At 35.9% G+C, this 22,643-nt stretch carries 16 protein-coding genes, 1 other RNA gene and 2 pseudogenes; 10 read left to right on the top strand and 9 right to left on the bottom strand.

The annotated features are described in order from the left end of the window. Window positions 1-21 precede the first annotated feature (21 nt). Window positions 22-309, top strand: a complete 288-nt coding sequence (locus ACJ5H0_RS08770) for an antibiotic biosynthesis monooxygenase (protein WP_172280068.1) — start codon at window positions 22-24, stop codon at window positions 307-309. A gap of 27 nt (window positions 310-336) precedes the next feature. Then, window positions 337-2,028: a ribonucleoside-diphosphate reductase subunit alpha gene (locus ACJ5H0_RS08775; protein ID WP_262888817.1), complete on the top strand. Its 1,692-nt coding sequence runs from the start codon at window positions 337-339 to the stop codon at window positions 2,026-2,028. 141 nt (window positions 2,029-2,169) lie between these two features. Here the strand turns inward: ACJ5H0_RS08775 and ACJ5H0_RS08780 are convergent, their stop codons facing one another. Then, on the bottom strand, window positions 2,170-5,355 hold the full coding sequence (locus tag ACJ5H0_RS08780) for a TonB-dependent receptor (RefSeq protein WP_411248957.1): 3,186 nt from the start codon (window positions 5,353-5,355) through the stop codon (window positions 2,170-2,172). A gap of 432 nt (window positions 5,356-5,787) precedes the next feature. On the opposite strand from ACJ5H0_RS08780, the gene ACJ5H0_RS08785 reads away from it, so the two are divergent. The 3 genes from ACJ5H0_RS08785 to ACJ5H0_RS08795 all read left to right on the top strand — a co-directional run bounded on the left by ACJ5H0_RS08785 (window position 5,788) and on the right by ACJ5H0_RS08795 (window position 9,235). Continuing rightward, window positions 5,788-7,827: a T9SS type A sorting domain-containing protein gene (locus tag ACJ5H0_RS08785; protein ID WP_411248959.1), complete on the top strand. Its 2,040-nt coding sequence runs from the start codon at window positions 5,788-5,790 to the stop codon at window positions 7,825-7,827. Window positions 7,828-7,924: 97 nt separating this feature from the next. Beyond that, window positions 7,925-8,815 (top strand): DUF72 domain-containing protein, encoded by an 891-nt coding sequence (locus ACJ5H0_RS08790; RefSeq protein WP_172280074.1) that lies wholly within the window; start codon window positions 7,925-7,927, stop codon window positions 8,813-8,815. Window positions 8,816-9,004: 189 nt separating this feature from the next. Further along, window positions 9,005-9,235 carry a hypothetical protein gene (locus ACJ5H0_RS08795; RefSeq protein ID WP_172280076.1) on the top strand — a complete coding sequence of 77 codons (231 nt, stop codon included), beginning with the start codon at window positions 9,005-9,007 and terminating at the stop codon, window positions 9,233-9,235. 93 nt (window positions 9,236-9,328) lie between these two features. Here ACJ5H0_RS08795 and ACJ5H0_RS08800 read toward each other — a convergent pair whose 3' ends face one another. The 6 genes and pseudogenes from ACJ5H0_RS08800 to ACJ5H0_RS08825 all read right to left on the bottom strand — a co-directional run bounded on the left by ACJ5H0_RS08800 (window position 9,329) and on the right by ACJ5H0_RS08825 (window position 15,941). Further along, the gene (locus tag ACJ5H0_RS08800) at window positions 9,329-9,922 is read right to left on the bottom strand and encodes a hypothetical protein (RefSeq protein ID WP_172280078.1); all 594 of its coding nucleotides are present in this window, start codon (window positions 9,920-9,922) and stop codon (window positions 9,329-9,331) included. Between the two features lie 38 nt (window positions 9,923-9,960). Next, a complete protein-coding gene (locus ACJ5H0_RS08805; RefSeq protein WP_172280079.1) occupies window positions 9,961-10,605 on the bottom strand; it encodes an HD domain-containing protein in 645 nt (214 codons plus the stop codon). Further along, the gene (locus tag ACJ5H0_RS08810) at window positions 10,598-11,446 is read right to left on the bottom strand and encodes an alpha/beta hydrolase family protein (RefSeq protein WP_411248961.1); all 849 of its coding nucleotides are present in this window, start codon (window positions 11,444-11,446) and stop codon (window positions 10,598-10,600) included. Before ACJ5H0_RS08810 ends, ACJ5H0_RS08805 begins: the two co-directional genes overlap by 8 nt. A gap of 89 nt (window positions 11,447-11,535) precedes the next feature. After that, window positions 11,536-12,430, bottom strand: a pseudogene (locus tag ACJ5H0_RS08815) (ribokinase). Window positions 12,431-12,487: 57 nt separating this feature from the next. Beyond that, window positions 12,488-13,123 (bottom strand): DUF4241 domain-containing protein, encoded by a 636-nt coding sequence (locus tag ACJ5H0_RS08820; RefSeq protein WP_411248963.1) that lies wholly within the window; start codon window positions 13,121-13,123, stop codon window positions 12,488-12,490. A gap of 202 nt (window positions 13,124-13,325) precedes the next feature. Next, window positions 13,326-15,941, bottom strand: coding sequence for a valine--tRNA ligase (locus ACJ5H0_RS08825; protein WP_411248965.1), 2,616 nt, complete (start codon window positions 15,939-15,941; stop codon window positions 13,326-13,328). Window positions 15,942-16,070: 129 nt separating this feature from the next. Here ACJ5H0_RS08825 and ACJ5H0_RS08830 point away from each other — a divergent pair, with 129 nt between their 5' ends. Both ACJ5H0_RS08830 and ACJ5H0_RS08835 read left to right on the top strand, forming a co-directional pair. After that, window positions 16,071-16,541 (top strand): DUF1573 domain-containing protein, encoded by a 471-nt coding sequence (locus ACJ5H0_RS08830; protein WP_172280089.1) that lies wholly within the window; start codon window positions 16,071-16,073, stop codon window positions 16,539-16,541. Between the two features lie 75 nt (window positions 16,542-16,616). Continuing rightward, window positions 16,617-17,486 carry a PPK2 family polyphosphate kinase gene (locus ACJ5H0_RS08835; protein WP_273649135.1) on the top strand — a complete coding sequence of 290 codons (870 nt, stop codon included), beginning with the start codon at window positions 16,617-16,619 and terminating at the stop codon, window positions 17,484-17,486. A gap of 130 nt (window positions 17,487-17,616) precedes the next feature. Here ACJ5H0_RS08835 and rnpB read toward each other — a convergent pair. Then, window positions 17,617-17,941, bottom strand: an RNA gene (gene rnpB / locus ACJ5H0_RS08840) — RNase P RNA component class A. Between the two features lie 214 nt (window positions 17,942-18,155). Here rnpB and ACJ5H0_RS08845 point away from each other — a divergent pair. From ACJ5H0_RS08845 to ACJ5H0_RS08855, 3 genes and pseudogenes are all read left to right on the top strand, one after another. Further along, window positions 18,156-18,648 (top strand): annotated as a pseudogene (locus ACJ5H0_RS08845) (RNA polymerase sigma factor). Next, window positions 18,641-19,315 (top strand): beta-carotene 15,15'-monooxygenase, encoded by a 675-nt coding sequence (locus tag ACJ5H0_RS08850; protein ID WP_411248967.1) that lies wholly within the window; start codon window positions 18,641-18,643, stop codon window positions 19,313-19,315. Before ACJ5H0_RS08845 ends, ACJ5H0_RS08850 begins: the two are co-directional and overlap by 8 nt. A 59-nt stretch (window positions 19,316-19,374) precedes the next feature. Then, window positions 19,375-21,000 carry an AMP-binding protein gene (locus tag ACJ5H0_RS08855; RefSeq protein WP_411248969.1) on the top strand — a complete coding sequence of 542 codons (1,626 nt, stop codon included), beginning with the start codon at window positions 19,375-19,377 and terminating at the stop codon, window positions 20,998-21,000. A 43-nt stretch (window positions 21,001-21,043) separates the two neighbouring features. Here the strand turns inward: ACJ5H0_RS08855 and rpoN are convergent, their stop codons facing one another. Beyond that, entirely contained in the window at window positions 21,044-22,507 is a 1,464-nt protein-coding gene (gene rpoN, locus ACJ5H0_RS08860) for an RNA polymerase factor sigma-54 (RefSeq protein WP_172280097.1), read from the bottom strand. Between the last annotated feature and the right edge of the window lie 136 nt (window positions 22,508-22,643).

Consider the following 22,643-nt stretch of genomic DNA (forward strand, 5'->3'; position numbering starts at 1 on the left):
ATAAAAACCAAAGCACAAAAGATGATTAATGTAATTGTAAGTTATACCGTAAAACCAGAATTTGTTTCAGAAAACAAAGAAAACATTCAAAATTTCCTGAATGATTTCAGACAATTGGATCTGTCGGCATTTGAATACAAGGTTTTTCTTAAAGAAGACGGTGTTACATTCTTACATTATTCTAATTACAGCAATGAAGAGGTACAACATGAGGTTTTGAATACACCATCTTTTAAAGAATTTCAACGATTAAGAGATGAGAGTGGACTTAATGGTTCCCACAAGGTAGAATTTTTAGAATCAATTTAATAACACAAAATTCCTGGATATTACGACATGGATATCCGGGAATTTGAAAATATAACAACTATGGAGGAACAAAATACTAATATATGGTGGCTCAACGAGGAGTCTGAGCAAATGCTAAACAGAGGATATCTGTTAAAAGGGGAAACTGTAGACGGAGCTATCGACAGGATTACCACTGCTGCTGCCAAAAAGCTATACAAACCGGAATTACAACCTGCTTTTAAGGAAATGATCACCAAAGGATGGATCAGTTTTTCCTCTCCGGTCTGGGCAAATATGGGAACACAGAGAGGTCTTCCTATTTCATGTTTCAATGTACACATTCCGGATAGCATTGAAGGGATTACTCATAAAATGGGTGAAGTCATCATGCAGACAAAAATCGGGGGTGGAACTTCAGGATATTTCGGGGAACTTCGTAACAGAGGAACTGCAGTAACAGATAATGGAAAGTCTTCGGGAGCGGTTTCCTTTATGAAATTATTTGATACAGCAATGGACGTAGTATCACAGGGAGGAGTGAGAAGAGGAGCTTTTGCAGCTTACCTGGATATCGACCACGGTGATATTGAAGAGTTCTTATCAATTAAAGATATCGGAAGTCCTATTCAGAATTTATTTACCGGAATTTGTGTTCCTGATTACTGGATGCAGGATATGATCGATGGAGATATGGAAAAACGTAAGATCTGGGCAAGGGTTTTGGAAAGCCGTCAGCAAAAAGGTCTTCCTTATATTTTCTTTACGGATAACGTTAACAGAAATAAACCACAGGTTTACAAAGATTTGGGACTTACTGTAAATGCAAGTAATCTTTGTTCTGAGATCATGCTTCCTTCTACGAGAGAAGAATCATTTATCTGCTGTCTTTCTTCCATGAACCTGGAATTATATGATGAATGGAAAGATACGGACGCAGTGAAGTTGGCTGTTTATTTCCTTGATGCTGTTTTAACTGAATTTATTGATAAAACAGAAGGCAATTATTACCTACAGGGAGCAAGAAACTTTGCAATGCGTCACAGAGCTCTTGGGCTTGGTGTTTTAGGATACCATTCTTACTTACAAAAGAACATGATCCCGTTTGAAAGTTTTGAAGCAACTCAGTTTAATGCAAGAGCATTCAGACATATTAAAGAGCAATCTGAACAGGCATCAAGAGAACTGGCTAACATCTATGGAGAACCTGAATTGTTAAAAGGTTATGGGTTAAGAAATACTACCACAATGGCTATTGCTCCTACGACTTCAAGCTCTGCTATTTTGGGACAAACTTCTCCGGGAATTGAACCTTTCGCATCCAACTACTATAAAGCCGGTTTGGCCAAAGGAAATTTCATGCGTAAGAATAAGTACCTGGCAAAATTATTAGAAGAAAAAGGACTAGATAACGAAGAAACATGGAGAACGATTATGTTGAACCATGGTTCCGTTCAGCATTTAACTGAACTAACTGACGAAGAAAAAGCTGTATTTAAGACATTCAAGGAAATTTCTCCGATGGAGATCATTTCCCAGGCCGCTCAGAGACAACAATATATCGATCAGGCACAATCATTGAACTTACAAATTCCATCTACCATGCCCGTAAAAGATGTAAACTATCTGTACATCGAAGCATGGAAAAAAGGAGTAAAAACATTATATTATCAAAGAAGCTCATCAGTATCTAAGGAAATGATGGTGAACTTTGTATCTTGTTCAAGCTGCGAAGCTTAGACTACAAATAATAAACAATTATATATTGAAGCACGTTTTTTTAAACGTGCTTTTCTTATATCTTGTTTTGTAAAGAATTACAAAATAAAAAAAAGCCCAGAAAGAAAATCTGGACTCTTGAAAGAATATATAAAGTAAAAATTAAAAATTATATCGAACTCCCAGCTGTGCCTGGAATCTTGATGCAAACTGATCAATCGTATAAGGCAACCCCGGAGATTTGAAATTATAGGTTGGATCTCCAGCTCCCGGCTGTCCCGCTGCCACATTTCCAACTTTAGTTAATCCAACACTTGCTGTTGAATTAAAAGTATTCGGTACAAAATAGATCTTACCCCAATCCTTATTCAACAGATTGGTGAAGTTGATGATACTTAAAGAAATCTGGATATTATTTTTAGACTTCCGGCTCAGTCTGATCTCATCCATAATTCTGATATCTGCCTGAATATTCCAAGGAGTAAAGTCTCCGTTTCTTTGTGTAAACGTTCCTCTTCTGCTGCTCAGGTATTTGTTATTATTAACGAAGCTTTCATAATCAGCTACCTGCTGTTGGGCTGTTACCAAAATATTCCCTGCAGCATCTTTTATCGGAACAATATATTTAGCAGCTTCAGCAGCATCTTTAAAGATATATGCCAATCCGGCAGCTTGTCCTGTATTAGCAATCGTACTGTTTACAAAGCCCCATGAGAAAGGATTTCCTGACTGAGCATTGAAATATACGTTGGCCGACAATCTGTTGGACTCTGAAACATTGAAACCATATCCGAGATTGGCAACAATTCTATTTTTAATAGCAAAGTTAGAAGTTGTCAACTGAGGATTATTAGGTGTAAGGGATTGATTCATCTGCCAGTTACTTTCCATTGAGTTTCTGATCCCGTTGGTAATATCTTTAGCATCTCCGTAAGTATATGCTGCAAAGAAGTTAAATCCGAAATTATAAGATTTAGAAATCTGTGCTGTTATATTATACCTGTAACCTTCTTTCGTATTGGATAACATGTACGCATTAGAAAAATTACTGTTGATATTCGTTGTATAAATAGGCATTTGGTGATTCACGTCATAACTGTAATACGTTACGTTATCCGTTTTATTCACCTGCTGGAATTTCAGATCATAAAGTACTTTAGTATAAATACCTTCTAATGTCAACTTATATCCTCCAACGGTATAATCTACTCCTAATGAACTTCTCCATACTTTAGGCATTTTGAAGTTATTATCAATAAGGTCTACCTGAACTTTGGAAGAGTTTTGCCAATTAGCAAAGTTTCCGCTTACCAATGGGTCTCCATTAGCTGCCATTTGAGCTGCCGTCGGACCATTATAATCATAACTTCCGAAACCTACTCCATCATTATAATAAGCATAACCCAGCCATGCAAACGGTATTCTTCCTACGAAAATACCAGACCCCCCTCTTAATACAACTGATCTGTTTTCTGTAAGATCCAAAGTAAATCCTAATCTTGGAGACAATGTGGGTTTATTAAGATATTTGTTTGTAAGCTGATTTAATGGTGTATAGCTGTAGGTATTCCCCATATTAGGATCGGTAGGAGAATTAGTAACTTTTGAACTCAAAAGAGGTTTGTTTGGTAAATCAGTATAATCTACTCTTACACCCGGAGATAAACGGAGTCTTCCCAAATTGATCTCGTCCTGAAGGTATAATGAAAGAAGGTTCACTTTATATGATGCATACGGATTATTAAACAGCGTCTCTCTGCTATCTCCATTGAAAGGATAAGTCCCTCTTATCCTTGCTGGTTTTGAGTTATAAAAATCATCAAGATTCTTATAAGAGATTCTTCCGTTCAATGCATTTACAAAACCATAATCGATATTGTATAATTCATTATGCGTTCCTAATAAGAAAGTATGATTCCCTGTCTTATACGTTAAATTATCGGTGATCTCAAATGTTTTCTGCTTCATATTGAAAACCGTTGCCTCTCTATCATTTCCTAATAAAATAGTTCCTCCATTATACCCTATTTCTACTTGTGGAAACATAGCGTTGGAAGAAGTAGGATCCCTGTAATCATTAATAGAAGAATATCCTAATACTAAGTTATTATTCCATTTATCATTAAAACGGCTTTTTAGTTCCAAAGTCGTCGTTGAAGCATTGTTCTTTTGAATATAGTCCATGCTTGAAAACCTGAAATTGGCACCATCTCTTTCAAGATTTGAGGCCTGCGAGAATACAGTGTTATTTTTAATGGATAATGTATGTTTATCATTAATCTTCCAGTCTAATTTGTTGAAAAGCTTTGCACTTTCAGAAAAATTAGTGTACTGATTAAAGCTTCCCACATTAAAACCATATTTGTCAAGAACACGTTTAGAAATGTCTTTAGCAACATCTTCAGTAATCAATGAGTTAGGATCGCCGGCATTATAAAAAACAGGATCTTTTCTTTTTGTATATTCAATATTAGTGAACAAAAAAACCTTATCCTTTACGACAGGTAATCCTACTCTCCCCCCATAAATAAAATCCTGAAAAGATCTTGGCATTTTTGAGTTGTCACCCACTCTGTTTCTTCCCGTTATAACAGCATTTCTTCCATAGAAATAAAAAGATCCTTCCACATTATTACTACCACTACGTGTAACGGCATTGATACTTCCTCCAAGGAAATTTCCTAATTTCACGTCATAAGGAGCAATATAAACCTGTACATCCTGAATCGCATCCAAACTAATTGAGTTGGAACGTGTACTGCTTCCCGGCATTCCTGATGTTCCCGTTTGTCCACCCAAAGACGGACTAAAACCAATCGCGTCGTTATTGATCGACCCGTCAATAGTAACGTTATTATACCTGAAATTGGTTCCGTTGAAAGAGTTGTTAGCACTTTGAGGGACCAACTTGGTAACATCTTGAATACCCCTGTTAATATTTGGGAGTCCGGAGATCTGAGCCTGGCTAATTGCAACTCCGTTTTTCACAGTGGTTCTCTTCGAGGTAAGCTTTACCTCGTCGATCACTTTTTCTCTGTTTTTGATTTCTACTACAGGCAAATCATTACTTCCTAATGAAAGCTGTAAATTGGTATTCGAGTAGATAATTTGCGAACCATCGGAAATCTCTATCGTGTAGGGGCCTCCGGGTTGTAGATTATCCAGACTAAATTGTCCTTTGTTATTACTTTTAGTTTCAAAGGTACTGTTGGTGGGAACGTGAACTACTTTTACCGTAACTTCAGAATTTACCCCTTTTAATCTTCCGAAAATTTTAGAGCTGGTTTCTTGTGAAAACGCTAAGCCAAAAGACAAAACAGCAAAAGCACAGATCAATTTTCTCTTCATATTTTTATACTTCTAAATTTTATGGCAAAATTAGAAGCAACAATCATGAAGTGTGGTAACATACAGTTAACATTATATAACATAATGTTTAATATTTCCTTAAAAAAAAACTTAATTGCTTAAAGTAAATATGTAAGATGAGATCTTGGTAACATTTTACAAATAAATCTTTTACCGCATTGAAGCTATTTTAAGATATATGAACACAATATGAACAACGTTCATTTTACTAAATCAAAGCCTTGATAAAAAAGGAAAACATGATAGAGGCACTCATCAGTATTTGTACGGATAACAAATATAGTATTAATACTATAGTAGTATTTCTAAGTTGCCAGGTTTAAAAATATAGTACTTTTGTAAGATTAAGGTTTATAATTTCCTTCATTGGATATATCCTTGTTAAAATTAGCAACCCCTTAAAAACACAATATGTACAAAATGCTATTTATCTTCTGTGTAAGCTTTTCCTGCATGGCTTATTCTCAGAACCTTAATTTTACAGATGCCAAATTTAAGGCCTTACTACTAACTTCAGGTCCGGGTAGTCAGATTGCAAAAGACATCAATGGCAACAATATTAAAATTGATGCAAATGGAGATGGACAGATTCAGCTTACTGAAGCCCAGCAAGTAAAAACTTTAAATATAAAGTTTAATGTGCTTCCCACTTACAATAGCCTTCCAAACCAAATCACCGATGCTCTTTTATTCCCCAATATCGAAGAACTTTACATCAATGACACAAAATCAGCGGTCATTAGTTTTGTTAACAATAATAAAATTAAAAAAGTTCTTTACACCGGAAGTGGTGGATTTGTAAACAATGTAGGAGTTAGCCACCGTGTTCCCATTGATTTTTCTTTCGACAATTGTGGTGCCGTAGAAAATGTGAATGACTTTGTTGCAGACATCAATTTATCTCCTTACGACCCCTCCACAATTTTGAGATATAAAAACTGCCTTCTCATCAAGGATGATATTGTCTTAAACAATAAAAACATTAAGGAGCTTCATATCAAAAACTGCCATGTAAAAACGCTCACCTTCACATCCTGTAAGCGGTTAGATAAGATCAGTGTTCCAAATTTAAATTCACTGACCAAAATTTCAGTTTCCGGATCTACCGGAACCATATTACCATCCGGAAATCAGAATATCCACCTTGTTGCGAAATCTTGTACAAACCTGGAAGAAGTTATAGCAGATACGGATCATTATGAAACCACCGGAGCTTATTTTACTTCCGTAGATCTAAACGGCTGTACTTCGTTAAAAAGGATCAAAGGTCTTAATGCATCCTCAATCAATTTTTCCAATGCTGGATTAATCAATTTAGAAGAGCTTGATGCATCATTCTACAACCGGTATGGCTATTATACTACTTCAGGAGTATATTTTGGAAATGTAACCTCTTTGGATGTATCCGGACTTCCCAAATTGAAAATACTAAAAGCTTTCAATCAGCCAATAACCAATGCTACTTTTAATAGTGCGGCTGCTTTGGAAGATATGGATATCACAAATTCCTGTGGCTACATGGCTGTTTTAAATGTAGACAATCTTACCCATCTCCAAACTCTGAAAGCAGATATTCCCGGTGATCTGAATTTCCTGAATCCACATACTGATCTGCAGCAGATTTCTGCACAAAACTGTATTTCTTTGGTCAATCTATCGATAAAAGGAAATAAAGACCTGAAAAGCTTAGACCTTCAGAATTGTTCGGCTATACAAACATTGAACCTTGGACCTAATTTACCAGGCAACTCACCTTTTGATACCTTTACGGAATTAAATAGCCTTAATATCAATCAATGTAACTCCTTAAGGGAATTAGGTATTGCTAACACAAAAATTTCTACGATAGACCTTTCACAATGTACACAATTGGAATCTGCTGATCTTGAATATAATTCATTAGTAAACAATATTAACTTTTCACAAAACGTTCAACTCAAGTACCTTACTCTGAGAAGCTGTCCGCTCATTACTAATCTGAATTTATCGGATTGCAACGTTTTAGAAGCTATTGCATTCTTTAACATGTCCGGATTAGCCCAGGTGAATATCAAAAACAATGCATTGGAAGGTTGTGACTTTTCCGGATACAATAGTAATTTAACCATTTGTGTTGATCCTGCTCAACTTACCGATCTTCAAACTATGTATCCGGACATTAATTTCAGTACCAATTGCCCGGCTACTACCAATTCAAAAAATACGAAGCTAGACCATATAATAACCAAAATTGATGTATTTCCTAATCCTGTAAAAAATATCCTTCAGATAAGATCCCCTGAACCCGTGAATACAATAGATATATTTGACAGTATGGGGAGATCAGTATCACATCAGAGCTGTGGCAAAGGAGATTGCACTATTAATACGTCAGGTTATCCTGCAGGAATTTATCTTATCAAAATAAAGACGAAATCTACTGAAATTTCAAAAAAAATAATAAAAAACTGATTCCCTTTTCCTTGATATCTTTAGCTTAAATTCATAAAATAATTGTCTTATTTTTATTTTATATTTGTTAGATACTTAATTCTTAAAAACTTCAAATATGAAATTCGGACAAGTAGAAGATCCTTCAAAAATAGATTTTACATTACCCAAAGATCACAGCAGAACCAAAGAGATCCTCAAACAAAATAAAAAGGGATTAGAGAATATCTCCATCGGATGTGCCAAATGGAATAAAACCGACCTCAAAGGATTTTATCCCAAAGGAACCAAGGACGAATTAACCTATTATGCTACCCAGTTCAATTCTATAGAACTCAATGCGACATTCTACGGAATGCCAACTCCTGATCAGGTATTGACATGGAAAGAAAAAACACCGGCAGGGTTTAAATTTTTCCCAAAGATTACCAATACGGTTTCCCATTTCAGGAGATTAATTGATGTTACAGAACCTGTAACCCAATTTGCAACATCGGTTCTTAATTTTGATGAAAAACTGGGTATGGTATTTCTTCAGCTTCATGATAACTTTAAACCAAAAGATTATGACAGATTAGAGAAGTTTGTCAAAGAATGGCCAAAAGAAGTCCCACTAGCTATAGAGCTCAGAAACACGGAATGGTTTAATGATGAAAACATTTTAAATACAACCTGCGATCTTTTTGAAGCCCATCATATCACTAATATTATTGTGGATACTGCCGGAAGAAGGGATATGCTTCATATGCGTCTTACCACTCCCAATGCTTTCATCCGTTATGTAGGAGCAAATGCAGAAAGTGACTACGAAAGATTGGATGATTGGTTAAAGCGGGTTACACAATGGAAAAAAGAAGGCCTCCAAAATTTATACTTTTTCGTCCATCAGAATATTGAAAAGGCGTCCCCTTTATTATCTGCTTATCTCATCAAAAAAATGAATGAGGAATGGAAAACCGACCTCCATGTGCCTCAAATGGCAACAGAAAGTATCCAAAGTTTGTTTTAGCATAAAAAAAAATATTCAGCTATTTAATCATTTAATTTAAGATTTTATAGCTTTTTTTTATGTTTTAACAGTAAATATATCACTGTTTGGTGTGAAAAATTTTTTATCAGCAAAAGGCAATATTTTTCACCAAGAAATGATATATTGTAAGGTATAAAACCCTTATTACCAACTGTAAAAATCAAAACTATGGAAAAGGAAATATGTACTATCAGCATTACAAACAATTCTCTTGGTGACAATTACACCTTTTACGAAAATGAGAAGATTAAAAGAATCTACGACAGTACCAGCCAGCATCAGGATGTAACAGAATGGCTGACCTATGACCAGATCAGCAGTCAAAGCAAGGATAAGCTCATCAAAAACTGCCCGGAAGAGCTTAAAGAAAAAATCATGATAATTTTAAATTATCCGTGATGTAACAAGAGACATCGATACTAATATTTAACTAAAAAAGAAAGATGATCTGCTGGCTTCAGCAGATCATCTTTTATTTTGAAAGGGTTACATTTATTTTTTAATTCTAAAAAGCAAGACCAAATTAAGAAATAGCAAAAGAAAATCGAGAGATACCCAGATTCCCAGTTTTACATTTTCATAATTATAGGCTTCCACCTGCTTTTTAGCAATCTCAGATAATTTTACACTTTGATTGATATAGTTGTTCACCTCAACGATCTGATCAATATTTTTGTTAGGAACAGAATGCTGTGAAAAATAAACCAGGTTTTTCTTTCCTAAATATCCGATAACCCAATACTCATCAGATTTATCCATCTTGAGGTATTCTATTCTGTAATATTCCGGGCGTATCTTTCCAATGTGCTTTGCCTCGTGCATTGCATTTTTATCCGGATTATTGACGTTGATGACATAAAAATCCAGGGTCTGAGGAAGTTTATTAATAACCTGCAAACCAACGGAATTACTCACCACTCCAACAGCACTTTTCTTGATAAACCAATAAGTGAATACCGAGATTGAAAAAATAAGCGTTGCGATACGGAACAGTTTTGCCCATTCAGCACCTTTTCCTGATTTTACCTTAGATAAAATAAGAGAGAGGACAGAACAAAGAAAGATAACAAAGATGATTAATCCCATGCTGCAAATATACTGATTAAGAATTTTAAGAAAGAACGTTAATCAACATTCCATTCTTTATAAAACTGATCAAGAAATTGAAGCATCACCTCATGCCTTTCCTGAGCCAGTTCTTTTCCTTTCTCTGTGTTCATTAAATCCTTTAAAAGTAATAATTTCTCGTAGAAATGATTGATTGTAGTGCCGTCAGATTTTTTGTATTCCTCTTTCGACATATTCAGCTTTGGCTTAATATCCGGATGGTACATCAGGTTATTTTTAAATCCACCAAAATTAAAGGTTCTTGCAATACCTATTGCTCCTATAGCATCCAAACGGTCTGCATCCTGAACAATCTTTAATTCAATAGGTAAATTCTGCGGAGCTTCTCCCCTGTTTTTAAAAGAAATATTCTTAATAATAAAAAGGACCTGCCCGATAATTTCTTCTGAAACATGCTGTTCTTCCAAAAACTCACGGGACACTTTTAACGCAATTGTTTCATCACCATCATGAAATTTGGGATCTGCTATATCGTGAAGCAAAGCTCCTAATTCTACAACTTCTTTGTTACAGTTTTCATTTTCAGCAATTTTTCTGGAAAGCTTCCAGACTCTTTCGATATGAAACCAATCATGTCCTGCTTCTGCTCCTTTAAGTTTTTCCTTTACAAAATCTATTGTCTTTTCAATTACACTACTCATTATGTATTAATTCATTTAAAATAATATTCCAAAGCTTCTTGTTATAGCTCCTGAAAAAATTAACATGTCCTATTTCTCCTTTTTCAGATTCTGAAGTTTTTACCAGGCGATATGTCGGTTTAAGGTTGGGATACGTGTCGTTTAATAGACTCTTTACTCCTTTATCCGTAAGCCAGACATCATCTTCAGCCCTGATTACAAAAACTTTTTGAGTCAATTTTTTAGAATAATCATCAATTTTCTCCAGTAAACCGTTTGTTGATTTTTTATTCAAAATTAAGGTTCTCCAATCATAAGCGCAATTTTTAGGAAGACTTTCTCCAAGTCCAAACCAATGAGCCGGAAAATAACCCAGAAGCTGCGTGGCTAAAGGCTGGACAATCCCAAATCCAAGATAAGCTTCTATTTTCGTCCTGAATTTCAGATTCCCAACAAACGCATTTTGTGTTCCCACAAAAAAGAATTCTTTAAACATCTCCGAATCCTTATTCATCCCAAGGATCAATGCTCCAACAGAATGTCCCAGGCAATATTTCTCATACCCTGTAAAGCGGATTCTGATGTAGGTGGTTACTGCTTTATAATCCTGGGAACCCCAAATTCGCATGGAAGCCTCGAAACCTTTCATTTGCTCCGGTTTTGAAAGCCCAATTCCCCGATAATCATACGTGATCACTGTAAATCCCTGCTCTGAAAAATATTGTGCGAAGGAAAAGTAAACATGCTGTTTTACGCCTGTAGCAGAATTGATTAGTAATAATTTATTATTGCTCTGTTCCGGCAGGAAAAGGTGGGCGACAATAGAAATGTGATCTGTAGTTTTTAGAATTAGTTTTTCCATAGTGTAAAAAGAAAAAATCCACTCAAAAGTGGAAATTTTTACTGTTTATTTTATGTTAATTATATACTTTCGATATGTACCAAATAGCTTTAAATAACATAATCGGACATTCTAGGCAATCCGGTTTGCGATCCTTTTCTCGTAGAGACTTTTAAAGAAACTTCATTTCCAAACTTTACACACTCCTCAATAGGATTATTATGACACAAGGCTATGGCAAATCCGGATGTAAATGCATCTCCCATTCCCATTTTATGTACCGTTTTATTATCGTTATGGTTTCTGAAGTATTTCATTTCAGTTCCATCAAAATAAATCGTGGAATTCGTATCATCTCTTACAAAAACTTTATTAAAATATTTTTCAAGAACCCGCTCTTTTTCCTCCTCACCAAAAACAATATAGAGTTCACTACTTTTTACGATTACAAAATCTACATTTTCCAGTACTTCTTCACTAAGTTTCATAGCCGGTGAAGCATAGAGACCAACTTTTTTTTCCGTATTTTTTTGCTTTTCTAATGGTATATTCAACAACTTCTATAGAAACTTCTAACTGAACCAGGATAAGATCTGCTGTAGGAAAATACCGGTCTGCATCTTCAATATGTTTGGTACTTAAAAGCTTATTTGCAGCCGGTACCACAACAATGGCAGCATTACCATCAGAAGTCGTCACATAAGCTGTTCCTGTAGCTTCTTTGTCTGTTTCTGCAACAAATCCCACATTCACATTTTCATTCACCAGATTACGCATAATTTGCTGTCCCAGTGGGTCCATTCCCACACATCCAATGAAATAAACACTGGCTCCCAATCTTGCAGTTCCTACAGCCTGATTGGCTCCTTTTCCACCAAAATAACTATCCGAATTAATGGCTAAAACAGTATCATTAGGAGCCGGAAGTTTTTCAGTTTCCAGAACAAGATCTATGGAAGAGCTGCCAACAACTATAATTTTGGGTTGTACTGAGGAAAAGTTCATTGCGGTTAAATTGGTTTATACAAAAATAAAAAATTAGGAATACTAATATAACAATAATTAACTTATTTCAATAAATTCCGTAACTACCTTTACAGGCGCATTATTTTTATCATACGCGATATAGCTGGCATAGAAACCTTCTCCATATCCTGTCTCGAAAGCAAAGATAGTTCCCGGATGCTCATCCGCAGGTTTCAAAAAGGCATATTGATCGATCGCTCCGTTTTCATCGAAAAAATATTCGTGGAAAAACTCCTCATAAATTCCCATAAAGTCGGCACCTTTACTGTGATACAATCTTTTTTCCAGTTCATTAAGTTTTTCCTGGGTATCAACATCCATAAAACAACCCATCCCACTTTCTACAGGATAACCAAATATCTCACCCTCTGCAAGGTCTTTTATATCCTGACCTGAAGTAGTTGCCAATTTCCATTCTGCGATTTCTGAGTGACTGAAAATAATTTCAGCATAGGCTACGCAGTTACTTTCTCTCTCCTTATGTAATAGAACAGCAAAATCCCCTTTTGGGAAATCTGTAGTAAAAGGCTGCATATCATTTGTGATCAAGGGGTCACAAGCTACCAATTTTCCACTAGAAAGGTAAATTTTCCCAACCTCAAAGCTTTCTAACAAAGGACTTTCTACAAAATCTCTTGAAAACAGCTTTTTTATATTCTCTACGTGCGTCATTTTTATTGTCTTTATTTATTGGTGATGAGCTGATCCGCTTACAAGTTATTTTGGCAGCTCATCTGCTCTTCAGATATTATGTCTGAACTATTGTATTAAATTCACAAAAGAAGACAAGTTAAACTGGTCTTCTTTTATGGATATAGTTTCCGGGATTGTCCGGATTGATATTTGTTTTATTTCAAGATAAGTGCCAAAAGATTTATAAGCTCTTCAGCTTCTCTTCCAAAATAGCAATTTTATCCTGTGCATCTTTCTGTTTCTTACGCTCCGCTTCTACAACTTCTGCTTTAGCATTGGCAACAAATTTTTCGTTGGAGAGCTTTTTTTCTACAGAAATTAAAAATCCTTTCAAATACTTTATTTCGTCTTCCGTTTTTGTTTTCTCTTCAGCAAGATCCAGGTTTTCGCTCAATGGAATGGACACTTCGGTAGAACCTACCAGGAATGTAAAACTTGGTTTATTTGTTTTTTCACCAAAATAAATGTCTGAAATATTCGCCAGTTTTCTGATAACAGCTTCATTGGCAAACTCTGAAGAACCCGTATAAATTTCAGCTGCCTCTTTAGGAGAAATCCCCTTCGTCTGGCGATAGTTTCTAACTCCTGAAATAAGTTCCTGAGCCATTTCAAAGTTTTTGATAATAGTCTCATTAAATTCTCCTGCTTTTTTCTGCTGAGAGATAATCAACGCTTCCTCTATACTTCTTTCCGAAATCGTCTGCCATAATTCTTCCGTAAGGAATGGCATAAAAGGATGAAGTAATTTCATTAATTCTTCAAAGAAATAAATAGTCTTTTCGTATACTTCTCTCGAAATCCCTTCACCATAATTAGGTTTGATAGCCTCCAGATACCACGAACAGAAATCATCCCAGATTAATTTATAAACCAAATGCAGAGCATCAGAAATTCTGAATTTCTCAAACTGATCATTAATTTCAGCAATCGCTTTGTTCAATTTATTTTCGAACCACTCTATTGTCTGGTTTTCCGTTACGTTGGCCGGTTTATCTTCATGATTCCACATATTGATTAATCGGAAAGCACTCCAGATCTTGGTCATGAAATTTCTCCCCTGAAGCATAAGATCTTCATCAAAAAGGAGATCATTTCCTGCAGCTGCACTTAGTAAGATTCCAACACGCACACCATCAGCACCATATTTATCAATTAATTCCAAAGGATCCGGTGAGTTTCCTAAAGACTTGGACATCTTTCTTCTTTGCTTATCTCTAACAATACCGGTAAAATAAACGTTTTTAAAAGGAACTGTCTTTTTATATTCTAATCCGGCCATGATCATTCTCGCTACCCAGAAGAAAATAATATCCGGACCTGTTACCAGATCAGAAGTAGGATAATAATACTGAATATCTTTATTTTCAGGATCAACAAGCCCGTCAAATACAGACATAGGCCATAACCATGATGAGAACCAGGTATCTAAAGCATCCTGATCTTGTGTAAGGCTTTCAGCTGTAAGATTTTGGTCCCCTGTTTTTTGTTTTGCTAATTCTAAAGCTTCTTCTTTTGTTTCTGCAACTACAAAATCTTCATCTCCGCTTCCATAATAATAAGCAGGGATCTGCTGCCCCCACCAAAGCTGGCGGGAAATATTCCAGTCACGGATGTTTTCCATCCAATGTTTATAGGTATTTTTGAATTTTTCAGGATAAAACTTAATTTCATCGTCCATTACTACATCCAAAGCAGGCTGAGCAAGTTCAGACATTTTCAGGAACCATTGAACAGAAATTTTAGGCTCGATCACTGCTCCTGTTCTTTCAGAAGTACCTACCTTATTTACATAATCCTCAGCTTTTAAAAGGAGATCTTTTTCTTCCAGTTCTTTTGCAATCTGTTTTCTTACCTCAAACCTGTTTTTCCCGGCATAATGTAATCCATACTCATTAAGATTTCCATCATCATCTAAAGCATCAATCATTTTCAACTGATGTTTTTGCCCGATCTCGTAGTCATTGGTATCGTGAGCAGGAGTAATTTTCAGTGCCCCGGTTCCAAATTCAATATCCACATATTCATCTTCAATGATAGGTACCGCACGGTTCACGATAGGTACGATCACATTTTTACCTTTCAGGTGAGCATATCTTTCATCATTAGGATTGATACAAACAGCAGTATCCCCAAAGATTGTTTCAGGACGTGTCGTCGCAACAGAAAGGAATTCTTCGGAACCTTCTATTTTATATTTCAGGAAATATAATTTCCCGTTCTGTTCTTTAAATATTACTTCCTCATCAGATATGTTCGTTTTTGCTTCCGGATCCCAGTTAACCATTCTGTAGCCTCTGTAGATCAATCCTTTATTATAAAGATCAACAAAACTTTTAATTACCTGTGCTGAAAGCTTATCCTCCATCGTAAATCTGGTTCTGTCCCAGTCGCATGAACAACCCAATTTCTTCAGCTGTTCGAGGATGGTTCCCCCATATTTGTCAGTCCATTCCCATGCATGTTTTAAAAACTCCTCACGGGTAATATCAGATTTATTGACTCCCTCAGATTTCAGTTTAGCAACAACTTTAGCTTCAGTAGCAATTGAAGCGTGATCTGTTCCCGGAACCCAGCAGGCATTAAAGCCCTGCATTCTTGCACGGCGGACCAGAACATCCTGAATGGTATTGTTCAACATATGTCCCATGTGTAAGATCCCCGTCACGTTTGGCGGAGGAATTACGATGGTATATGGTGGCTTGTCATTAGGCTCCGAATGGAAAAACTTGTTTTCCAACCAGTAGTTGTACCATTTTTGTTCTGTTTCCTGTGGATTATACTTTTCTGAAATCTGCATAAATTCTATTTCTTTAGCTTACAATTTGCAAAAATAGCTTAAAGAAAAAAAATTTTCAGTATGAATTAAAATAATTTTTAACTTTGTTTCTTAAAGTTTATCTAAACAAACATATTAACATTCAAGAATATGAAAAAATTAATTGCAGGAATTGCACTATTTGGAACATTTGCTATTGCATCTGCACAAACTATTACTTTTGATAAAACCACTTTCGATTATGGTACTATTAAGCCTAGTGCAGACGGTACAAGATTTTTTACAGTAACTAACACAGGTGATAAGCCTTTGGTAATTTCTAACGTAAAACCTTCTTGTGGATGTACAACTCCTGAATTTAGTACAGATCCTGTAATGCCAGGAAAATCTGCTAAAATCAAAGTTGGATACAATACGACAATCAACGGACCATTCAACAAAATGATTGAAGTATTTTCTAATGACCCGGCAAACAGCAGAAGTGTAATTTACATCAAAGGAAATGTAGATGCTAACGCTCCTGAAGTTGCAGCTACTCCTGCAAAGGTTGAAACTGCAGCAGATGCTAAAGCGGCTAAAAAAGCGGCTAAGGCAGCGAAAAAAGTTGCTGCGGCAAAATAAGCTCTACTCAGAAAAAATAAAAAAACCGTCTACATGTAGACGTTTTTTATTACATTTATTTCAAATATATAATTTATGGACACCAATTTCTCAGACGATTTTGAAGTAAAAGGAAAATTTTCCATCAAAAAAACCTCAACGGAATACAAGGGACCTCTTACTAAACAAGAAGGACAGGCAATGCTGGCTATAGAAAAAGAAAAACTTCGTAACCTTCAGGAGAAGTTGTATGCGGATGGAAGCCAGTCTCTCCTTATCATCTTACAGGCTATGGATGCCGCAGGAAAAGACAGTCTTATTGAGCATGTGTTTGGTGGAGTAAATCCACAGGGCTGTAATGTAACAAGTTTTAAAACCCCAAGTTCAAAGGAATACGCCCATGATTTTTTATGGAGACATTATATTGCACTACCCCAAAAAGGAATGATCGGAATCTTTAACCGTTCACATTATGAAAGTGTTTTGGTTTGTAAGGTGCACCCGGAATACAATCTCAGTGAAAAAACATGGAAGTCCGTAAAAGATTTTGACGCCAAATTCTGGGAAAACAGATATGAGAGTATAAGAAATTTCGAAAAACACCTCTCTCAGAACGGAACTAAAATCATTAAAATATTTTTAAATGTTTCAAAAAAGGAACAAAAGCAAAGGCTGCTGGACAGAATTAACGAGCAAGAAAAAAACTGGAAATTCTCGGCTGCTGATCTTCCGGAAAGGGCATTGTTTGATCAATATATGAGCGCTTATGAGCAGGCTATTAATGAGACTTCAAAAGATTATGCTCCGTGGTATGTGTTACCTGCAGACAATAAATGGTTTGCAAGAGTAGCCGCTATCCAGATCATTATTGATGCATTAGAAAAGATGGACCTTAAATATCCGGCACTTTCTGATAAGGACAAGAAAGGACTTGTTGATGCTAAAAAAGCCCTTGAGAACGAATAGCATCATAAACAATGCTTCAACTTGTAAAATTCATATTTTCAAGTCGATATTAATTATCTTAACAGGCTCAGAAATACAAAAGCGGGGAATAATCCCCGCTTTATTTATAGTCATTTCGTTATCTAAAAAAATCACGAGAAAATCTATAAGCCGGATTTTGTACTTCCTGAGAAGTGCCTGTTATTTATCTGCGTCTTACATTGCTGCAAAACTTTTGCTGATTACCCCTCGGCTTTCAGAGCGAGCAACTCCTATTTTCATTACTGAAAAGAACCGATATACTTATCATTGCACCGCAAAGAGTTTACCTGGTTTCACTACAGCCGAACTGTACTTGCTTTCTGTTGCACTTGTCCTACCCTCACGGGTGACGGATGTTATCCGCTTTGCTGCTCTATGGTGTCCGGACTTTCCTACCCTTGCCGAAACAAAGATCAACAGGCCGATTTTTCTCGTGAGCGCAAAGATACGAATTAAAGGCTTTACATTATATGTTATGACGATTACTTATAAGCCTGCCGAACAATACGCTTTCTTAATCAAAGACAAACAATCCGATAAAGCTTAAGTATATGGTAAGTGCCGATTACCAAAACTTGCAATTTATAATTCATAACCCTTCACTAATTAGCACATTATTATTATCTTCGTGCCGTTATACATCTAATTGTGATTTCCAGAGAAAAAGAATTTGCGCAGCTCATAAAAGATAATCAGGGATTGATTATCAAAGTTTCGCGTCTTTATACCAATTCTCTGGAAGATGAAGAAGATCTCTTTCAGGAAATTGTCCTGCAGCTTTGGAGAAGCTATGACTCCTTTAAAGGGAACTCAAAGATCTCCACATGGATGTATCGTGTTGCCTTAAATACAGCCATTACCCTTTTCAGAAAAAAAAAGCAAGAGCCTTCCTACAAATGAGCTGGACATCAATCATAAAGACTTCATTGAGGATGATGATGAAAAACAACAGCAGATTTCACTTCTATACACCGTGATCAAGACATTGCCTAATGTAGAAAGAGCTATTGTAATGATGTATTTAGATGATTTGCCCTATAAGGATATCGCAGAAAACCTTGGGATAACTGAGGTAAATGCCCGTGTGAAAATGAACAGATTAAAGAAAACCCTTAAAGAACAGATGGAAAAATATGCCTGATTTTGATTTAGACAACTTTAAGAAAACATGGCAGGAACAGCCTGTTCAGCAAAAATACGACAATAGTGAGATTCTTAATATGCTCAACAGAAAGTCACGTAACTACGTGAAATATATTTTCTGGATCAGTGTTTTTGAATTTTTACTTTTCTCCGTAATGGGGCTATTTTATTTCTTTCAGGGAGAAGAAACCAATGGATTCCTCAACGTTTTAGAAAAACTGGGTGCTCGAAAAACTCCCGAAGTGGAAAACAGTTTTGACAAGATATATCTGATCCTTAAGATTCTTAGTTTACTTGTTACTGCCTATTTTGTCTATAAATTTTATCAGAATTATCGAAGAATAAAAATCGAAGAAAACCTTAAAGGCCTTATTACCCGAATTATTAAGTTCAAGAAGACGGTTAATGCCTTTATTTTAATCAGTATTGTTTTACTCGTTGCTTTTACTTCTATTTTTACGGTCTTTATTTTTTATGCGTTAAACTCTCAAAATGTAGAACCTGCCAACTCGGCCGTTATCATTTTCATCATAGGTACTGTATTGAGTACCGGACTCTGTGTTTTGCTGATCTGGTTATACTACAGACTTGTTTATGGAATTATCATGAGAAAACTTGATAAGAATCTTGCACAGCTAAGAGACATTGATTCCCTGGAAAATTAACTTTTCCCAGGCGCTATCTTAGGATTTATTTGTTATTTTAGATCAATAAATCTTTTTGTATGGCTTTATCTTATGTATCCGGAGCTTCAAATATTCCTTTACTTGGAGAAACAATCGGTAAAAACCTTAAAAGAACAGTTGAAAAATACCCTGATCATGAAGCTTTAGTTTCTGTTCAGCAGAACTATCGAGCAAGCTACAAAGAATTTTATGACCAGACCACAGCCGTTGCTAAAGCTCTTATTCACTTAGGCACAAAATCTGGTGACAGGATAGGAATCTGGTCTGCCAACAGGTATGAATGGGTACTGCTTCAATATGCTACTGCAAGAATTGGCAGCACTTTAGTGAATATAAATCCTGCATACAGAACTCACGAACTCACATACGTTCTCAATCAGTCAGAAGTTCGTTTTATCTTTTCTTCTTTATCCTTTAAGACCAGTAATTATAAAGAAATGGTTGAATATGCAAAGGAAGTATGCCCTACATTGGACGGTGCTATTTTCTTTGACGACAGTTGGGAACAGTTTCTGGAAAAAGGAAATTCAGTTTCCGATGAAACCTTACGAAATTTTGAAGAAAATATCGAATTTGATGATCCCGTTAATATCCAATATACATCCGGTACAACCGGTTTTCCCAAAGGAGTTACCCTTTCCCATCATAATATCCTGAATAATGGTTACTTTATCGGAATACGGCTGCATTACACAGAAAAGGATAGAGTTTGTATTCCTGTACCGTTTTATCATTGCTTTGGGATGGTTATAGGAAACATTTGTTGTACTGCACATGGCGCCTGTATTGTAATTCCCAATGAGAGCTTTGATCCGGACATTACCCTACAGGTGGTTTCTGATGAAAAATGCACGTCATTGTACGGAGTTCCTACCATGTTTATCGCCGAATTGGCAGTAAAAGATTTTAATACATTTGATTTCTCTAATTTAAGAACCGGAGTTATGGCCGGGTCTGTATGTCCACCAGAAATCATGAAAAAGGTGGAAAGTCTTATGAATATCAAAGAAATGAGTATTTGCTATGGAATGACGGAAACCTCACCGGTTTCAACCCAGACATTAATAGGAACATCTTTGGAAAAACAGGTAAGTACCGTGGGTACCGTTCAGGATCACCTTGAAATAAAAATCATAGATGAGAATGGCAGAACTGTGGAACGTGGTGAGCATGGCGAACTTTGTACCCGGGGATACTCTGTAATGCTCAAGTACTGGAATGATCCGGAAAATACAAGAAAGGTTATTGATGATGCCCGATGGATGCATACCGGCGACCTTGCTGTAATGGATTCTGAAGGTTATATTACCATTTCCGGAAGAATAAAAGATCTCATTATCCGTGGCGGTGAAAATATTTCCCCAAAGGAAATTGAAGATTTTCTATATACCTATCCCAACATCCTGGATGTGCAGATTATAGGTGTTCCCAGCGAAAAGTTCGGAGAAGAAGTAATGGCATGGGTGAAGGTGAGGAATGGCTTTGATGTAACCGAAGATGAACTTCTTAACTACTGTACCGGGAAGATTGCCCATTACAAGATTCCTAAATACTGGAAATTTGTAGAAGAATTCCCAATGACGATTTCAGGAAAAATAAGAAAGGTTGAAATGCGTGAGATCTCTGTTAAAGAATTAAAACTAGACCACTTAAGGAACAATTAATATAACCATAAAAAATGCCCGGCTCTCCGGGCATTTATATTTTTTAAAGTTCTTTTCTTAATCTTGCAACTGGAATGTTAAGTTGTTCCCTGTATTTTGCAATTGTTCTTCGGGCAATATTATATCCCTGTTCTTTTAAGATAACTACTAAGGCGTCATCGGTAAGAGGCTTTCTTTTATTTTCTTTACTGATCACTTCCTGAAGATGAGTTTTAATTTCTTTAGTAGAAACTTCTTCTCCATCATCGTTCGTTAAACTGTCAGAAAAGAGGTCTTTAAGATAAATAATACCGTTTGGTGTATCAGCATATTTACTTTTTACTACTCTTGAAATCGTAGAAATATCAAAACCTGTGATATCTGCAATATCTTTAAGAATCATCGGTTTTAAAGATTTTTCATCTCCGGTAATAAAATACTCCTTCTGAAACTTTACAATAGCCGTAATCGTTTGCAATAAGGTATTCTGACGCTGGTTGATTGCATCAATATACCATTTCGCTGCATCCAGCTTTTGCTTGATAAATAATGCAGCTTGTTTATGCTCTGAAGAGTTTTTATCATGAGAATAGGTGGTAAGGATATCTTTATATTCTTCAGAAACCCTTAATGTAGGTGCATTCTTACTATTAAGCATCGGAATAACCACTCCATCCTTCACCTGAATTACAAAATCCGGGATAATTTCCTGATTGATCGTTATCGTTTGCGTATCAAAATTACCTCCGACTTTAGGAGATAGTTTCGAAATTTCTTCCAGAGCATCTTTCAGATCTTCTTCTTCGATATCATACTTCTGGATGATTTTATTATAATGCTTATTGGTTAAAGCATCAAACTGATGTCTCAAAATATTAGCTGCTAAAGAAACAGCTTTATCCGAACTTACCTTCTTCTCGATTTGCAGAAGAAGACATTCCTGTAATCCCCTCGCTCCTACTCCCGGCGGGTCCAGTTTCTGTACATAATTTTCCAGAATATCTTCAGCCTTTTCTATAGTTGTATAAATACCCTGTGAGAAAGCAAGATCATCTACAATAGACTTGATCTCCCTTCTAAGGTATCCATCGGTATCCAGATTCCCAATAATATATTCTGCAATTTTTATGTCCTCAGGATTGATGTTGGCCAGATGGATCTGTTCCAATAGATAATCGTATAGAGACTGCCCTTCGGTCAGAAGGCTTTCATTATCGAATTCCTCATCGTCCGCAGAATAATTACTCGAAGCAGTTTTATAGCTTGGCTCATCATCATAGATATATTCATTCACATCAAAATCAGTTTCAATGCTTTCATTTCCTTCATTCTCATAAGAATCCTCAAGAGAAGCATAATCATCCTCTTTAGATTCCTCCTTTGCGATTTCCAGGGCTGGGTTTTCTTCTAACTCTCTTTCCAGTTCCTCTTCAAATTCCAAAGTATGAAGTTGAATCAGCTTCATTAATTGGATCTGCTGAGGAGCCAACTTTTGTCCTAGTTTGAGTTGTAAGTGTTGTTTAAGCATATTACTCTTTGTGTTTTAACATAAGATATTCCACGAATTTAATCAATTTTTTTTTAAAAATTTCATATTTAGCATGATTTTTGCATTATATAATTTAACATAATAAGCTATTATTAAAAATAAAAAAGCCTTAAAT

It is taken from the genome of Chryseobacterium proteolyticum (assembly GCF_046591535.1).
Taxonomy (GTDB): domain Bacteria; phylum Bacteroidota; class Bacteroidia; order Flavobacteriales; family Weeksellaceae; genus Chryseobacterium; species Chryseobacterium proteolyticum.

Excerpts from the sequence above, each read along its gene's own strand:
- ACJ5H0_RS08790 (WP_172280074.1), top strand. The coding sequence starts at position 7,925 with ATGAAATTCGGACAAGTAGAAGATCCTTCAAAAATAGATTTTACATTA.
- ACJ5H0_RS08780 (WP_411248957.1), bottom strand. The coding sequence starts at position 5,355 with ATGAAGAGAAAATTGATCTGTGCTTTTGCTGTTTTGTCTTTTGGCTTA.
- ACJ5H0_RS08810 (WP_411248961.1), bottom strand. The coding sequence starts at position 11,446 with ATGGAAAAACTAATTCTAAAAACTACAGATCACATTTCTATTGTCGCC.
- ACJ5H0_RS08800 (WP_172280078.1), bottom strand. The coding sequence starts at position 9,922 with ATGGGATTAATCATCTTTGTTATCTTTCTTTGTTCTGTCCTCTCTCTT.
- rpoN (WP_172280097.1), bottom strand. The coding sequence starts at position 22,507 with ATGCTTAAACAACACTTACAACTCAAACTAGGACAAAAGTTGGCTCCT.
- ACJ5H0_RS08805 (WP_172280079.1), bottom strand. The coding sequence starts at position 10,605 with ATGAGTAGTGTAATTGAAAAGACAATAGATTTTGTAAAGGAAAAACTT.
- ACJ5H0_RS08830 (WP_172280089.1), top strand. The coding sequence starts at position 16,071 with ATGAAAAAATTAATTGCAGGAATTGCACTATTTGGAACATTTGCTATT.
- ACJ5H0_RS08770 (WP_172280068.1), top strand. The coding sequence starts at position 22 with ATGATTAATGTAATTGTAAGTTATACCGTAAAACCAGAATTTGTTTCA.
- ACJ5H0_RS08835 (WP_273649135.1), top strand. The coding sequence starts at position 16,617 with ATGGACACCAATTTCTCAGACGATTTTGAAGTAAAAGGAAAATTTTCC.
- ACJ5H0_RS08785 (WP_411248959.1), top strand. The coding sequence starts at position 5,788 with ATGTACAAAATGCTATTTATCTTCTGTGTAAGCTTTTCCTGCATGGCT.
- ACJ5H0_RS08795 (WP_172280076.1), top strand. The coding sequence starts at position 9,005 with ATGGAAAAGGAAATATGTACTATCAGCATTACAAACAATTCTCTTGGT.
- ACJ5H0_RS08855 (WP_411248969.1), top strand. The coding sequence starts at position 19,375 with ATGGCTTTATCTTATGTATCCGGAGCTTCAAATATTCCTTTACTTGGA.
- ACJ5H0_RS08775 (WP_262888817.1), top strand. The coding sequence starts at position 337 with ATGGATATCCGGGAATTTGAAAATATAACAACTATGGAGGAACAAAAT.
- ACJ5H0_RS08850 (WP_411248967.1), top strand. The coding sequence starts at position 18,641 with ATGCCTGATTTTGATTTAGACAACTTTAAGAAAACATGGCAGGAACAG.
- ACJ5H0_RS08820 (WP_411248963.1), bottom strand. The coding sequence starts at position 13,123 with ATGACGCACGTAGAGAATATAAAAAAGCTGTTTTCAAGAGATTTTGTA.
- ACJ5H0_RS08825 (WP_411248965.1), bottom strand. The coding sequence starts at position 15,941 with ATGCAGATTTCAGAAAAGTATAATCCACAGGAAACAGAACAAAAATGG.